This window comes from Winogradskyella rapida (assembly GCF_042675845.1).
Lineage (GTDB): Bacteria > Bacteroidota > Bacteroidia > Flavobacteriales > Flavobacteriaceae > Winogradskyella > Winogradskyella rapida.
Genome location: NZ_JBHTKM010000063.1, coordinates 568,482 through 580,829, shown reverse-complemented (window position 1 = coordinate 580,829; position 12,348 = coordinate 568,482). Strand labels below are relative to the sequence as shown.

The window sequence follows — 12,348 nt, the reverse complement described above, 5'->3', positions numbered from 1 at the left end:
TTATAGTTTTAATCCGCCTGAGGTATCAGGTAATTCTGTTGCGTAATTATCAATGACTTGAAGTTTGGCGCCTCTATTTATTTCAAAAGGCTCGCCAGAATACGGTTTTTTGTATTCGTCCTCGAGACTATGCGTAAGAATCCAATCTTCTAAATCTGTTCTGGTAATGGTTCCTTTAATGTATTTTTCAATCATTAAACTGGCCATTTTTCCTGCAAAACGACTTCCCCAATATCCGTTTTCAACAAATATAGCAAGTGCAATTTTAGGGTTGTCTTTAGGGGCAAAAGCCACAAAAATAGAATGGTCGGTAAGCTGTGTTTTTACACTGTCTATTTTAATAAAATTTTCTGCCGTTCCTGTTTTTCCGCAGATATCTATTCCAGGGACTTTTAAAGATTGCGCGGTTCCTTTATTATAAACATCAAACATACCTTGAATCACTGGTTCAAAATGTTGCTTATCTATGGTGGTGTATTTTGGTGTTGTATAAGCTTTAGGTATCGTGTCGTCCTGAATCTTTTTTATAATATGGGGTGTGTAATAAAACCCGCGATTAGCAATTGCCGCCGTCATATTTGCCAACTGAATAGGAGTGGTTTCTACCTCACCTTGGCCAATGGCATTAGATACAATATAGGTAGAGCCCCAACGGTTATCACCATAGGCTCTATCATAATAATCGCCATCTGGTATGCGCCCTTTTCGGCCTACAGACAAATCATTGTGTAAAAAGTCGCCTAAGCCGAAACTTCTAGCGTGTTTGGCCCAGACATTCATGCCTTCACCAGCATCGCTGTATTTATCTATAATCTTGCGATACACATGAACAAAATAACCATTACAAGATTGTGAAATCCCGTGATTCATATCGGTAGGATTGCTATGGTGGTGACAGCCTGTTAATTTTCTACTGCCATAATAGTACCCTAATCGGCAGGTATAAGTATCATGAACGCCAATGACATTTTCTTGTAAACCAATAAGGGCATTCATCACTTTAAAAGGAGATCCCGGTGGGTATTGCGCTAATAAACCACGGTCAAATAAAGGTTTTGCAATAGTATCGTAATGAAGCTTAGTATAATTTTTAGAACGATTTCTACCCACTAAATCATTAGGGTTATAACTTGGACCTGTAACCATAGCAAGTATTTCACCGCTGCTTGGATCTAAGGCAACAATTCCGCCACGTTTGTGCTTCATTAATAACTCGCCATAAGCTTGCAGTTCAGAATCTATGGTGATCGTAATATCTTTTCCAGGAACCGGTAAGGTGTCGTAAATACCATCTTTATAAGGACCTATGTTTTTATTAAAACGATCTTTTTGGATAAATTTAATCCCCTTAACGCCTCTTAAAACCTCTTCATAGGTTTTTTCAACGCCTTGGTTTCCTATTAAATCGCCTAATCTATAATAAGGTTTCTTGGCAATGGTTGCTCTATTGGCTTCTCCAATATCACCTAAAACATTAGCCCCAATGGTTGTTTGGTAGGAGCGAAGAGATCGTTTTTGAATATAGAACCCTTCATATTTTCTCATTTTTTCCTGAAGTACAGCATAATCTCGCTTTGAGAGTTGCGGCACAAAAGGAGAAGGAAGTCTCGGGGAATAGGAGGTTGCTCGTTTTAATTTTTTATCGTAATCTTCTCTTGTGATTTTTAAAAGCCTACAAAATTCATCGATTTCTAAGGAGTCCAACGGGGCAACTTCCCTAGGGATAACCATAACGTCATAAGACGGTTGGTTGGCTACGAGCAGTTCTCCGTTTCGGTCATAAACATAACCACGTTTTGGGTAGTTATATTCTTTTTTGATGGCAATATCTTCAAAAATATTATAGGCGGAATTATCATAAACTTGGAGGTAAAATAATCGCGCAATAAAAACAAGGCCAACAAGAACAACAGTTGTTAATAATAACAGTTTTCTCATTTTCGGTTTCGACTAAATAAAATTATAAGTAATACACTAAGGATAATAGTGAAAATACTAGAGAATAACGTCTTCTTCAAGATTAAAATTATATTAGAAATGTTAAATATTTCTAATGAAAAAAGAACAAAATGATGCAAGATTGTCCCCAATGTAATATAGCTGATTAGACTTCCCAATTCGGTAGAATTAAACTTTATAGATTGGTGTTCATAAAGCATTCCGAAGGAGTTTTTAAGCAGTACAGGTCTTGCATAAGCTAAGAAAACGGCAGCCGCAGCATGCACGCCACCAGAGTCTGAAAACAAATCGACCATAAGTCCCAAAAGGAAACTTACAAAAAGCAATAAAAGGCGTTCTTCTCTAATAGGAAAAAGAAAAATAAAGATGATATAAATGTACGGGTTAATGTAGCCTAAAAAATTAATATGATTGCAGATCACCACCTGAATTAATAGGAGGAGCACAAACCGAACAATATTTAAACCGGTAACATTAGTCATTTGTTTTATTTTCTAGGGAACGAATTTCTTCTCGGTCTAAATTTTCTAAAATATAAACCTTACCAATATTGGTCATGTCATTAAATAATTTGACTTGAATGGTATAGGTATCTCCACTGATATCGGTATCAAAACTAGCAATGGTACCAATGCCAATGCCCTTTGGGAAAATTGAAGATTCTCCACCGGTAAGGATGGTATCACCAACTTTTATATTTGCAAATTGTGAGACATCATCTAATTGTACAAATTCCGGAGATACGCCGTCCCAAGTTAATGAACCTATATGGTTAGAGGCTTTAAGTTTGGCGTTAATACGACTTTTTTTATTTAAAATTGATAGCGTCGTGGAGTAGTTTTTAGAGGTATTATCTATAATCCCTACAATACCATTAGAGGTAATAACGCCAAAATCTTGAGCGATTCCGTCGTTAGTCCCTTTATTTAAAGTCAGGTAATTATTTACCGAGGCATAACTGTTTTTATACACTTCGGCTGTAGTAACACGGTATTTAGATTTGGTATAAGAACTGTCTATAAACGTGGTGTCCTTACTTGTATAGAGATTAAGCAGTTGCTCTCTTAAGCGCCTGTTTTCTTCAGCAAGAATATCGTTTTCTGTATGAAGATGAAAATACTGGTCTACAGAATTCATGGTACCGTAAACACCCCCTGTTAAAACATTAGCAGAGTTAATAAATTTACTCTTGTGGTAAGAATGCGATTGAATAGTAAGAGCTAAGCCCGTACCGAAAAGCAATAAAAACAACAGAAAAGTTTTGTTTCTAATAACAAAATTGAAAATTTGTTGCATTATTTACTTCTTATTTTATCAATATACTTTTGTATTTAGGTAAGCTTTTAAGAACAATTCCTGTTCCTCTAACCACAGCTCTTAAAGGATCTTCAGCAATATAAACTGGTAAATCTGTTTTTTGAGAAAGACGCTTGTCTAAGCCTCGTAACATTGATCCTCCACCGGCTAAATAAATTCCTGTATTATAGATGTCAGCAGCTAATTCTGGCGGCGTTTGCGATAAGGTTTCCATTACAGAATCTTCAATTCGTAAAATAGATTTATCTAAAGCTTTAGCGATTTCGCGGAATGAAATTTGAACTTGTTTTGGTTTTCCTGTTAATAAATCACGTCCTTGAACGCTCATATCTTCAGGTGGTAATTCTAAATCTTCAGTGGCAGCACCAATCTGAATTTTAATTTTTTCAGCCGTTCGATCTCCAACATATAAGTTATGCTGTGTTCTCATGTAATAGATAATATCATTGGTAAAGACATCACCGGCGACTTTTACAGATTTGTCACAAACAATACCACCAAGGGCAATAACTGCAATTTCAGTGGTTCCCCCTCCGATATCTACAATCATATTTCCTTTAGGCTGCATAATATCTACACCAATACCAATAGCAGCGGCCATAGGCTCATGGATTAAGTAAACTTCTTTCCCATTAACACGCTCACAAGATTCTTTTACCGCACGCATTTCTACTTCAGTAATTCCAGAAGGAATACAAACGACCATACGTAGCGCAGGATTGAAAAATTTCTTTTTCAAAGCCGGGATGTTTTTAATAAACATACTAATCATTTGCTCAGAAGCATCAAAATCAGCAATAACTCCATCTTTTAAAGGACGGATGGTTTTGATGTTTTCGTGTGTCTTTCCTTGCATCATGTTGGCTTCCTTACCAACAGCAATAATTTTACCACTAATGCGGTCTCTGGCGACTATTGATGGATTATCAACAACAACTTTATCATTGTGGATGATTAATGTATTTGCGGTTCCTAAATCTATGGCTATTTCTTCCGTAAGGAAATCAAAAAATCCCATGTGCTATTCTAAATTATTTGGGTTGTTTGTGTCTTAATAATGAGACTATCTGTAAATGTAATAAATTATACGATATTTATATGATAATAGACGTTTAATGCTGTGCTTTTTTTGCTTTTATGAGAATAAAAAATAAAAAGCAGGTCCTATAGGCTAGATTGAGTAGTTTAATCTAAAAAGAACCTAGAGTAGATCTGCTTAACTCTAGGTTCTCATTGTCTTGTAATTACAAGGTAAAATATTAATGCTTAAAGTGACGGGTACCTGTAAATACCATAGCCAATTTGTTGTCATTACAATAATCAATACTCAATTGGTCTTTAATAGAACCTCCTGGTTGAATGACAGCTGTGATTCCTGCTTTATCAGCAATTTCTACACAGTCAGGGAACGGGAAAAAGGCATCACTTGCCATCACTGCTCCATTTAAATCAAAGTTAAAACTCTTTGCTTTATGAATGGCTTGGTTTAAGGCGTCTACACGACTTGTTTGTCCGGTTCCACTAGCACATAATTGTTTGTTTTTGGCTAAAACAATAGTGTTTGATTTGGTGTGCTTACAAATTTTTGAAGCAAAAATTAAATCGTCTAATTCTGCAGTGCTAGCTGTAGTATTGGTAACGGCTTTTAAACCTTCAAGCATATCCGTAACATTATTTCTGTCTTGAACTAAAACCCCGTTTAAACAACTTCTTACGTTGGTTTGTGGCATTTCAATATCATTCAAAATTAAAAGAATTCTATTTTTCTTTCCTTTTAAAATGGCTAAAGCGTCTTCAGAAAAAGAAGGGGCAATAACAACTTCACAGAATAATTTGTGAATTTCTTCAGCAGTAGCCAAATCAATTTCAGAATTACTAATTAAAACACCTCCAAAGGCCGATACAGGATCTCCAGCTAAAGCATCTACATAAGCTTGGTGTAAAGTATCGCGTTGTGCTAAACCACAAGCGTTGTTATGTTTTAAAACGGCAAATGTAGGCGCGTCATTTTTAAACTCTAACATTAAGTTTACAGCCGCATCAACATCTAAAAGGTTGTTGTAGCTTAATTCCTTACCATGTAATTTTGTAAAGATTTCGTCAAAATCACCGAAGAAAAATCCTTTTTGATGTGGGTTTTCACCATATCTTAAGACTTTACCATTGTTTTCTGAAATTTTCAGTGATGGAATTTCTTGGTTTTTGTTGAAGTAATTAAAGATCGCAGAATCATAATGCGAAGAAACGTTAAAGGCTTTAGCAGCAAACTGCTTTCTGTCTTCTTCTGAAGTTTCTCCATTTTTTGTTTCTAATAACTCTAAGAATTCCGCATAATCATCAACTGAAGATACACAGGTAACATCAGCGTAATTTTTAGCTGCGGCTCTAATTAAAGAAATCCCTCCAATATCAATCTTTTCTATAATATCTTGGTTGCTTGCCCCTGAAGCGACCGTTTTTTCAAAAGGATATAAATCTACAATGACCACATCGATTTGAGGAATGTCAAATTCTTTTAATTCGGCAACATCACCTTCATGATCCTGACGGTTTAAAATTCCACCGAAAACTTTAGGGTGAAGTGTTTTAACGCGTCCACCAAGAATTGAAGGGTAAGAGGTTACATCCTCAACAGGAACGACATCAATGCCTAAATCTTTGATAAATTTTTCGGTTCCACCTGTAGAATAAATAGTGACGTTAAGGTCATTTAATTTTTTAACGATAGGTGCTAATCCATCTTTACTAAATACTGAAATAAGTGCCGATGAAATGGTTTTGTTACTCATAATTTTGTGTTGTATGTTGTGTTGTAAATTTAATGGCGCAAAAATACGTATATTCAGAGTTATAGTTTTGCCCAAAATAGAGTTTCTTTTAGATTTTTGTAACAATAAATTGTTGAAAACGTCCTATATTTAAAATGATCAATAATGAAGTTCAATTATTTTGTAAGAAATAGATGAATTTATATTGAAAATATTCTAAAATCAACCCTGCATGCTGGTCTATTTACGATTACTAAAAGAGAGTTTTTCATTTGCTTTAAATGCTTTGCGAACCAATAAACTGAGGACCTTCCTTTCGCTTTTAGGGGTTACCGTGGGGATCTTTTCCATCATTGCTGTTTTGGCTGCTGTAGATTCTTTAGACCGTACTATTAAGTCGCAACTAAGCTCATTGGATAGTAATACCATGTATTTGGCTAATTTTTCTTTTGGTCCTACGGAAGTGCCACGTTGGCAGCGCGAAACCTTTGATGAGATTTCTTATAATGAATTTAAAAGTATAAAATCGGCCATAAATGATGTTGAATATGCCGCTTTACAACTGTTTGTAAAACGCGAAAATATTCGGTACGAGTCGGAATTGGTGAGTAGCGTGAATACGGTTGTGGTATCGCACGAGTTTATTGATATCCAGGTAATGGAGTTTGAAAAAGGACGTTTCTATAATGAATCGGAATCCAATTCTGGACGTCCCGTTGTGGTGATTGGTTCTGAAATTGCCGAATCCTTATTTGGTGAACTTGATCCTATTGGTAAAAAAGTACGCCTTTACGGACAGAAATTTACCGTTATCGGTGTGGTTAAAAAGGAAGGCTCCGGATTGTTTGGAGACAGTAACGATATCTCTATTTTTATTCCTGCCAATTATGTTAGAAACCGTTATGGGGATAATAACCCGTATATGAAATATATTGTGGTCTTAAGACCAAAGCAAGATGCCGATATCGAAGGATTAAAAGCAGAACTTACACAATTTATGCGAACTAAAAGAGGGTTAAAGCCCGATGAAATAGATACTTTTTTTATCAGTACGATTTCTGGATTTCAAGATGTTATTGATACGATTATTGGAAGTTTAAATTTAATCGGTTGGGTAATCAGTGGGTTTTCACTCTTGGTTGGTGGCTTCGGAATTGCTAATATTATGTTTGTGAGCGTTAAGGAACGTACCAACCTTATAGGAATTCAGAAATCTTTAGGGGCTAAGAATAAATTTATTCTCTTTCAGTTTTTGTTTGAAGCCGTAATTCTTGCCGTAGTTGGTGGCCTTGTGGGCTTATTTCTCGTCTGGATTGGTACTCTAATAGGAAGTAATCTTACCGAAGATTTTGAATTTGTATTGTCGCCTCAAAATATGTTTTTAGGATTCTTTATTTCCTCTGTAATCGGGTTGATTTCAGGGGTAATTCCTGCACTAAGAGCTTCACGATTAGATCCTGTGGAAGCGATTAGAACAGGAATGTAAGATAATTTTGTAGTAGACCTTAGGCAATTATACCGGCAACCTCTTTACATATAAATTCTAAGAAACGTTCATCTGCTTCCGTAAAAGGATCTGGAGTTCCTGAGTCAATATCAATTTGACCAACGTTCTCTCCGTTTACAAAAATAGGAATCACAATTTCTGCTTTTACAGAAATGCTACAAGCAATATAATTGTCTTGAGCCGCAACATCAGGCACCACAAAATTTTCATTGCTTACGGCTACCTGCCCGCAAATGCCTTTACCAAAAGGAATTATCACATGGTCGGTAGGTTCGCCAACGTAAGGGCCTAACTTTAATTCGTTCTTATCACCATTCTTAAAGTAAAACCCAACCCAATTGTAGTAGCTGATGTTTTCTTCTAGGATTTCGCAAATTTTTAATAAACGGTCATTTACGCTTTGGTCCGTTTTGGCAATTATTGCTTTTATTTCAGGTTTTAATTCTTCTAAATTCATCGTCTTAAAAACTTTTTGTAAAAGTATTTAAAATACACTATTTTGAATGTCTGTTTTTATAATTTTAACACCAAACTAATAACGCGGTAATTTTGAAAGCATTGTTTAAAAAATATAAATCTGTCATTCGCTTTATCATTACCTTTCTATCGGTATATGGCGTTTTAATTTTTGCTTACAGTTTGTATCTCAAATTTTCTGATGGTACGCAATATTATCCCGATTACTTTACCCACTTGGTGGCCCATCAGACAGATGCTATAGTTAACAGTTTAGGTTATAATGCACAGGCTATACCACATCCTAATGAGGCATCTGTAAAAGTGATTATCAACGGAAAGTATGTGGCGCGTATTATTGAAGGCTGTAATAGTCTAAGTATTATTATTTTATTTTTATCCTTTATTGCTGCTTTTTCCGGCCCCTTAAAAACCACATTATGGTATAGTTTGGCTGGTAGTGTAATCATTTATGCGTTTAATTTAATACGCATTGTAATTTTAGATCTGGCGCTTTATCATTATCCATGGCGACAAGAATTTTTACATGAAATTATTTTCCCATTACTTATTTATGGGACTGTTTTTATACTTTGGATGGTTTGGGTTAATCAGTTTGCGAAACTTAAAAAATAGAAATGCGTAAGGTTATTAAGTTTCTTTTGTTTTCGGCGCTGGTCCTCTTACTCGTATTAATACGAGCCTTTGAAGACCTCTTATTTTACGATCCGTATTTAACGTTTTTTGAAAATGACTATCTATATGTAGACAGTCCTAGACGTGAAATTGCTAAACTTGTTTTTTATACTTCTTTAAGGTATGTTCTAAATACGGCCATTTCATTAGGGATTTTATATGTAGTCTTTAAAGATAAAAGTGTTATTAAGTTTTCTAGCCTTATATATGGTATTGCTTATGTCTTACTGCTTATTCCGTTTTTATATTTTGTAATTAATCCACGACAAGAAGATTATTATCTGTTTTTTAATATTCGCCGTTTTCTTATTCAGCCTATAGGAATCTTACTGTTGTTGCCGGCATTTTATTATTATAAACTAAACCGTTAAAAAGCACTATTTAGACCCTTGTTTTTTTTTATTTTGTAACTTTGCATCGTGAAATTAAATTGGACACATAAAACATTTTCTTTTTTACTATCGTTCTTGGTATTGTTTTCAACTTTATCATTAACTATAGAGAAGCATTTTTGTGGGGACACTTTAATAGATGTTGCTGTATTTACCAAGACAGATATGTGTGGTTCTCAAAGCCCAGATGAAGACCATGGTAATCGTATAAAAAACTCTTGTTGTAAAAACGAGAAAGAAGTTGTTAGTGGTATTGATCAATTGGTCAGCAATTCGTTTGATGATCTAGACGACTTACAACAATTGGTGTTATTCACCTACAGCTATACTTATCAACAGCTTTTTAACGAACTCTCGCAAGCTGTAGTTCCGCACCGAAATTATTCTCCACCTCTCATTACCCAAGATATTCATGTGTTGCATGAATCTTACCTTATTTGATAGAATTATAACGCCTCGTTTATAAAAAGCACGCTTTTGTTGCTTAACGTTATACATTCAAATTAAATACAATGAAGCAAATATATTTTTTAATAAGTTTTGCCCTACTGTCTTATGTGGCCGTAGCGCAAGAAGAATTAACCGGTACCATACTAGAGACTAGTAGTACCAAAGAATTACCTTTACCCGGAGCCAATGTGTATTGGTTAGGGTCCTCTATTGGGGCCATTACTTCTGCAGATGGGACATTTAGTATACCTTATAAATTTTCTTACAATCAGTTGGTTGTTAGTTATGTGGGTTTTAAAACCGATACCTTAACCGTAAATGAAAATAAACCCATAAGGCATGTTCTTCAAGCAAGTGAAGAGTTAGATGCGGTAGAAATTTCTACCCGTAAACAAGCCACACAAAAATCTTACCTTAAAGCCTCTAATACGTTTACGGTAACGAGTGATGAGTTGTTAAAAGCAGCGTGTTGTAATCTGGCTGAAAGTTTTGAAACCAATCCATCTATCGATGTCAATTTTGCGGATGCGGTTTCAGGGACACGACAGATTAAAATGTTGGGGCTTACATCGCCATATATCTTAATTGCTACGGAAAACATTCCTGCTATTCGTGGTGCTTCTCAAGCCTATGGTTTAAGTTTTATTCCAGGAACGTGGGTAGAAAGTATTCAGATTACCAAAGGTACCGGAAGTGTGGTCAATGGGTTTGAAAGTATTGCAGGCCAAATTAATACCGAGTTGGTAAAACCGACCACTGATGATAAGTTGTTTGTCAATTTGTATGGCGCATCTAGTGAGCGTTTAGAGTTAAATACCCACTTTAATACTGCAGTATCGGACAAATGGAGCACCGGCGTGTACATTCACGGTAATACCCACCAAGAAAAACACGATACCAATGATGATGGCTTTTTAGATATGCCACTTTATAATCAAATAAACCTTATGAACCGTTGGCAATATACCAATCCTGAGAAAGGTGTGGTGAGCTTCATTAATTTAAAATATTTAAATGATGAAAAGCAAGGGGGACAGGTTAATTTTGATCCGGAACGCGATCAAGGAACAACCAATTATTGGGGAAGTGATATTGAGACCGAACGCTTTGAAGTCACTACAAAATTAGGTTATGTTAATCCTGAAATTCCTTACCAAAGTCTAGGGTTTCAAACCGCGTTTAGTCATCATGAACAAGATTCGTATTTCGGCTTAAATTTATACGATATAAAGCATAGTAGTTTTTATTCTAATCTGGTTTATAATACCATCATTTCAGATTCTAGACATAAAGTAAAAACAGGTTTAAGTTTTACCTATGATCATTACGACGAGTTGGTGAATAATACGACTTACGAGCGTACAGAAAATTCTGTGGGTGGTTTCTTTGAGTATGCTTATGATAATTTAGATAAGCTTACCATGACGGCCGGTTTAAGAGTAGACCAACACAACCGATTAGGCTTTTTTGTAACACCGCGTTTCCATGTGCGTTACACACCTTGGGAGAAATCTGCTTTACGCGCCTCAATTGGTAGAGGGAAGCGTAGCGCTAATATTTTTGCAGAAAATCAAAACATGTTTTCTAGTGCGCGACAAATTAATATCCTTAATTCCGATGGAAAAGTTTACGGTTTAGATCCTGAAATAGCATGGAATTATGGGGTGAGTTACTTACAGGGTTTCAATCTCTTTGGAAGAAAAGCCGATGTAACGTTCGATTTTTATAGAACCGATTTTCAAAATCAAGTGGTTGTAGATTGGGAGAATCCTTTTGAAGTTAACTTCTATAATCTTGAAGGTGATAGCTATGCCAATAGTTTCCAGTTTGAATTTAATTACAATGCCTTTGAGCATTTTGATATGCGTTTGGCTTATAAGTACTACGATATTAAAACCGATTATAATTCTGGCAGCTTAGAAAAACCATTAGTGCCTAAACACCGTTTATTTGCTAATGCGTCGTATGAAACCGCCGTAAAAGACAACGGTGCGCAATGGAAGTTTGATGCCACTTACAACTGGTTAAGTTCTCAACGTCTTCCTAGCACAGATTTAAGTGCGGCGGAATATCAGTTGTCCGATAGATCGCCAACTATAGGTACTCTAAACTTGCAAATGACGAAGGTGTTTTCTCCACAATTTGAATTATATTTAGGAGGAGAAAACGTTACCAATGTACGCCAAGACCGTCCTGTAATTAGTGCGGATAATCCGTTTGGTTCAAATTTTGATAGTAACTTTGTGTACGGACCTATTTACGGCAGTTTATATTACGCCGGATTGCGTTTCCGAATGAAATAAAATAAAAACAATTAACGCTGGCCATAGCGCAGCATAAAACATGAAATAGATATGAAACAAATTATTTTTTTAGTAACCGTATTAATAACGAGTCTTACATGGGCACAAGATAAAAACGCTAAGGCGAGTATAGAAGTTGACGGCGTATGTGTAATGTGTAAAGAACGTATTGAAAAAGCAGCCATTAGAACTAAAGGCGTAAAATCTGCAGTTTGGGCGGTAGATACGCACGAGTTAAAACTGATCTACGACGCGCGTAAAACAGATGTCTCAGCAATTTCTAAAAAAGTTGCTGCCGCAGGGCATGACACCAAAGTGATTAAAGCTACAGAAGCCCAGTATAATACCGTGCATCCTTGTTGTAGGTATCGTGATGAAGCGGTACAGAAAGATCATGAAGCAGAAAATAAAGGTCAAGACAAACGCTAGTAAATTAAAGCCCGCATCATAATGCGGGTTTTTTTATGGGATGAAATGTAAAGTAATAGCTTTGTTCTTTA

12 protein-coding genes are annotated in these 12,348 nt (G+C 35.7%); 6 read left to right on the top strand and 6 right to left on the bottom strand.

Going from position 1 to position 12,348, the window contains the following annotated elements; genetic code table 11:
- The 5 genes from ACFQ13_RS09990 to purH all read right to left on the bottom strand — a co-directional run bounded on the left by ACFQ13_RS09990 (position 1) and on the right by purH (position 6,065).
- Entirely contained in the window at positions 1 to 1,938 is a 1,938-nt protein-coding gene (locus ACFQ13_RS09990) for a peptidoglycan D,D-transpeptidase FtsI family protein (protein ID WP_386116877.1), read from the bottom strand.
- Complete coding sequence (locus tag ACFQ13_RS09985) at positions 1,935 to 2,441, bottom strand: rod shape-determining protein MreD (RefSeq protein WP_386116875.1); 507 nt, start codon at positions 2,439 to 2,441, stop codon at positions 1,935 to 1,937. Before ACFQ13_RS09985 ends, ACFQ13_RS09990 begins: the two co-directional genes overlap by 4 nt.
- On the bottom strand, positions 2,434 to 3,255 hold the full coding sequence (gene mreC, locus ACFQ13_RS09980) for a rod shape-determining protein MreC (RefSeq protein WP_386116873.1): 822 nt from the start codon (positions 3,253 to 3,255) through the stop codon (positions 2,434 to 2,436). Before mreC ends, ACFQ13_RS09985 begins: the two co-directional genes overlap by 8 nt.
- 10 nt (positions 3,256 to 3,265) lie before the next feature.
- Positions 3,266 to 4,294, bottom strand: a complete 1,029-nt coding sequence (locus tag ACFQ13_RS09975) for a rod shape-determining protein (protein ID WP_114310558.1) — start codon at positions 4,292 to 4,294, stop codon at positions 3,266 to 3,268.
- 241 nt (positions 4,295 to 4,535) lie between these two features.
- A complete protein-coding gene (gene purH / locus ACFQ13_RS09970; RefSeq protein ID WP_386116870.1) occupies positions 4,536 to 6,065 on the bottom strand; it encodes a bifunctional phosphoribosylaminoimidazolecarboxamide formyltransferase/IMP cyclohydrolase in 1,530 nt (509 codons plus the stop codon).
- A 211-nt stretch (positions 6,066 to 6,276) separates the two neighbouring features.
- Between purH and ACFQ13_RS09965 the strand changes: the two genes are divergently transcribed.
- On the top strand, positions 6,277 to 7,530 hold the full coding sequence (locus ACFQ13_RS09965) for an ABC transporter permease (RefSeq protein WP_386116868.1): 1,254 nt from the start codon (positions 6,277 to 6,279) through the stop codon (positions 7,528 to 7,530).
- 19 nt (positions 7,531 to 7,549) lie between these two features.
- Here ACFQ13_RS09965 and ACFQ13_RS09960 read toward each other — a convergent pair whose 3' ends face one another.
- Entirely contained in the window at positions 7,550 to 8,008 is a 459-nt protein-coding gene (locus ACFQ13_RS09960) for a GAF domain-containing protein (protein WP_386116867.1), read from the bottom strand.
- A gap of 92 nt (positions 8,009 to 8,100) precedes the next feature.
- Between ACFQ13_RS09960 and xrtF the strand changes: the two genes are divergently transcribed.
- From xrtF to ACFQ13_RS09935, 5 genes are all read left to right on the top strand, one after another.
- The gene (gene xrtF, locus ACFQ13_RS09955; RefSeq protein WP_386116865.1) at positions 8,101 to 8,643 is read left to right on the top strand and encodes an exosortase family protein XrtF; all 543 of its coding nucleotides are present in this window, start codon (positions 8,101 to 8,103) and stop codon (positions 8,641 to 8,643) included.
- Between the two features lie 2 nt (positions 8,644 to 8,645).
- Positions 8,646 to 9,074, top strand: a complete 429-nt coding sequence (locus tag ACFQ13_RS09950) for an exosortase F system-associated membrane protein (RefSeq protein WP_386116862.1) — start codon at positions 8,646 to 8,648, stop codon at positions 9,072 to 9,074.
- Between the two features lie 48 nt (positions 9,075 to 9,122).
- Positions 9,123 to 9,536 (top strand): HYC_CC_PP family protein, encoded by a 414-nt coding sequence (locus ACFQ13_RS09945; RefSeq protein WP_386116859.1) that lies wholly within the window; start codon positions 9,123 to 9,125, stop codon positions 9,534 to 9,536.
- A gap of 71 nt (positions 9,537 to 9,607) precedes the next feature.
- On the top strand, positions 9,608 to 11,848 hold the full coding sequence (locus tag ACFQ13_RS09940; protein ID WP_386116856.1) for a TonB-dependent receptor: 2,241 nt from the start codon (positions 9,608 to 9,610) through the stop codon (positions 11,846 to 11,848).
- Between the two features lie 51 nt (positions 11,849 to 11,899).
- A complete protein-coding gene (locus ACFQ13_RS09935; RefSeq protein WP_386116853.1) occupies positions 11,900 to 12,277 on the top strand; it encodes a heavy-metal-associated domain-containing protein in 378 nt (125 codons plus the stop codon).
- Positions 12,278 to 12,348: the final 71 nt, after the last annotated feature.

What these genes read in the sequence shown, in the direction of transcription:
- ACFQ13_RS09960 (WP_386116867.1), bottom strand. Translation starts at nt 8,008, where the DNA reads ATGAATTTAGAAGAATTAAAACCTGAAATAAAAGCAATAATTGCCAAA.
- ACFQ13_RS09940 (WP_386116856.1), top strand. Translation starts at nt 9,608, where the DNA reads ATGAAGCAAATATATTTTTTAATAAGTTTTGCCCTACTGTCTTATGTG.
- ACFQ13_RS09965 (WP_386116868.1), top strand. Translation starts at nt 6,277, where the DNA reads ATGCTGGTCTATTTACGATTACTAAAAGAGAGTTTTTCATTTGCTTTA.
- ACFQ13_RS09985 (WP_386116875.1), bottom strand. Translation starts at nt 2,441, where the DNA reads ATGACTAATGTTACCGGTTTAAATATTGTTCGGTTTGTGCTCCTCCTA.
- ACFQ13_RS09975 (WP_114310558.1), bottom strand. Translation starts at nt 4,294, where the DNA reads ATGGGATTTTTTGATTTCCTTACGGAAGAAATAGCCATAGATTTAGGA.
- mreC (WP_386116873.1), bottom strand. Translation starts at nt 3,255, where the DNA reads ATGCAACAAATTTTCAATTTTGTTATTAGAAACAAAACTTTTCTGTTG.
- ACFQ13_RS09935 (WP_386116853.1), top strand. Translation starts at nt 11,900, where the DNA reads ATGAAACAAATTATTTTTTTAGTAACCGTATTAATAACGAGTCTTACA.
- ACFQ13_RS09950 (WP_386116862.1), top strand. Translation starts at nt 8,646, where the DNA reads ATGCGTAAGGTTATTAAGTTTCTTTTGTTTTCGGCGCTGGTCCTCTTA.
- purH (WP_386116870.1), bottom strand. Translation starts at nt 6,065, where the DNA reads ATGAGTAACAAAACCATTTCATCGGCACTTATTTCAGTATTTAGTAAA.
- ACFQ13_RS09990 (WP_386116877.1), bottom strand. Translation starts at nt 1,938, where the DNA reads ATGAGAAAACTGTTATTATTAACAACTGTTGTTCTTGTTGGCCTTGTT.